At 44.7% G+C, this 1,558-nt stretch carries 2 protein-coding genes; both read left to right on the forward strand.

Annotation, left to right across the window (positions count from 1 at the left end):
• Positions 1-790: RHS repeat-associated core domain-containing protein (locus HCF10_RS31750; RefSeq protein ID WP_205885949.1), on the forward strand; the 790-nt coding region annotated here is incomplete at its 5' end.
• Between the two features lie 3 nt (positions 791-793).
• Complete coding sequence (locus tag HCF10_RS30920; protein ID WP_167657085.1) at positions 794-1,426, forward strand: hypothetical protein; 633 nt, start codon at positions 794-796, stop codon at positions 1,424-1,426.
• Positions 1,427-1,558: the final 132 nt, after the last annotated feature.

Genomic DNA, 1,558 nt, shown 5'->3' on the forward strand with positions numbered 1-1,558 from the left:
CCATCGCAGCTATCTCTACGAACCGAACAGTTTCAGGCCGCTGGTCCTGTTGGAAGGCTTCGGCCCAAAAGACACCAAGCCCTACCACTACCAACTCGACCACCTCGGCACGCCGCAGGAACTGACCCACCCCGACGGCGAAATCGTCTGGTCCGCGCACTACCGCGCCTACGGCCAGATCAGCCGTCTCAACAAAGGCAAAATCGACAACCCGCTGCGTTTTCAGGGCCAGTACTTTGATCAGGAAAGCGGACTGCACTACAACCGTCATCGCTACTACAATCCGGATGTCGGTCGCTACCTGACGCCTGATCCGGTGAAGTTGGCAGGTGGGATCAACACGTACCAGTACGTGCCCAATCCCACCGGCTGGGTAGATCCGTTAGGCTTAAGCACTTGTCCTGGTGAAAATGGATGTAAACCGACAAACGGCGCTGATGCCCCGGAGAAACATGCAAAAGTCCACGAGGGAGATGCAGAACTACCTAAAGGGGCCGATAGTAAACTATCTAGAAATGGTGCTTTTAAAAGAGCAAAAGCAATAGGCGAAATTCCAAAGACTCAACACCCGACACTAATACGCAGAGTTAAGATCACTGATCAGGAGCAATACACGGAGGGGAGAGTGTACACATTCAAATTACAGGAACGCCAAATAGAAATCAGGGAACACTCACTAGGTCATAAAAAAGGTAACCTTGGTCCACACTTCAACACGGAGATCAGAATCAACGGACAATCAATACCGTTAAAAAACGACACAGACAATCACTCATACTTCAAGAGATAAAAAATGGAAACAGTATTCATCAGACAAATAGGCATCCATCCGTGGGATCAACTGTATCCTAGCCACGACGAGAACTATATAACGGTAACACTGCTCAACCAAGATTATGCAGGTGTGTGGAAAACCTGGTGTGAGTTTAGCTCACGAATTAAAGAAAAATGGCCAAGAATTGTACAATGGCATACACATCTATCGCCTTGCTACAGCAAAAGTGAAGAATATATTTTACAAAAGAACTTTTATAAAAAATCACATCCAGGAGATATCTTAAGGAAAAATGAATTCACCAACGTCTACTCTCAGATAATTAACTTAGATTCCAACCCACTTCAAATTAATCCTGACTGCATGGCATGCTATCGAACTTCTGTAACACTTATGCAAAACAATGAAAGCAGTCTTGAACACCTATGGCACAACCTAAGCACTCTCACGAACATCTCAAAAACTGACGACTTCAAATTAATCCTTTCTGACGAAAATTCTATTTCCTTCAGGTTCTATGATGCAGAAACACATGGGGTCGCCCAGCTCATTTGCCACTCAGAACACTTGTCTTTACTAAACAAAGCCATTCAGAAAATGAGCTTGGAAGAGATCCAGCAAAACGGTGTTTACGAATATATTCATAGGTAATGGGTTTAGAAGTTCGACATTCATTTTATTTACTTTACGTGTGTGCCCTCTCAGAAGAGCTGAATACTGGACAGCTAGTCGATACCTATTATTTCCTGCTAAGTCTATAGACCCCATAGCCAACCCCAATTC

It is taken from the genome of Pseudomonas sp. B14(2022) (genome assembly GCF_012030485.1).
Lineage (GTDB): Bacteria > Pseudomonadota > Gammaproteobacteria > Pseudomonadales > Pseudomonadaceae > Aquipseudomonas.

Excerpts from the sequence above, each read along its gene's own strand:
- HCF10_RS30920 (WP_167657085.1), top strand. The coding sequence starts at position 794 with ATGGAAACAGTATTCATCAGACAAATAGGCATCCATCCGTGGGATCAA.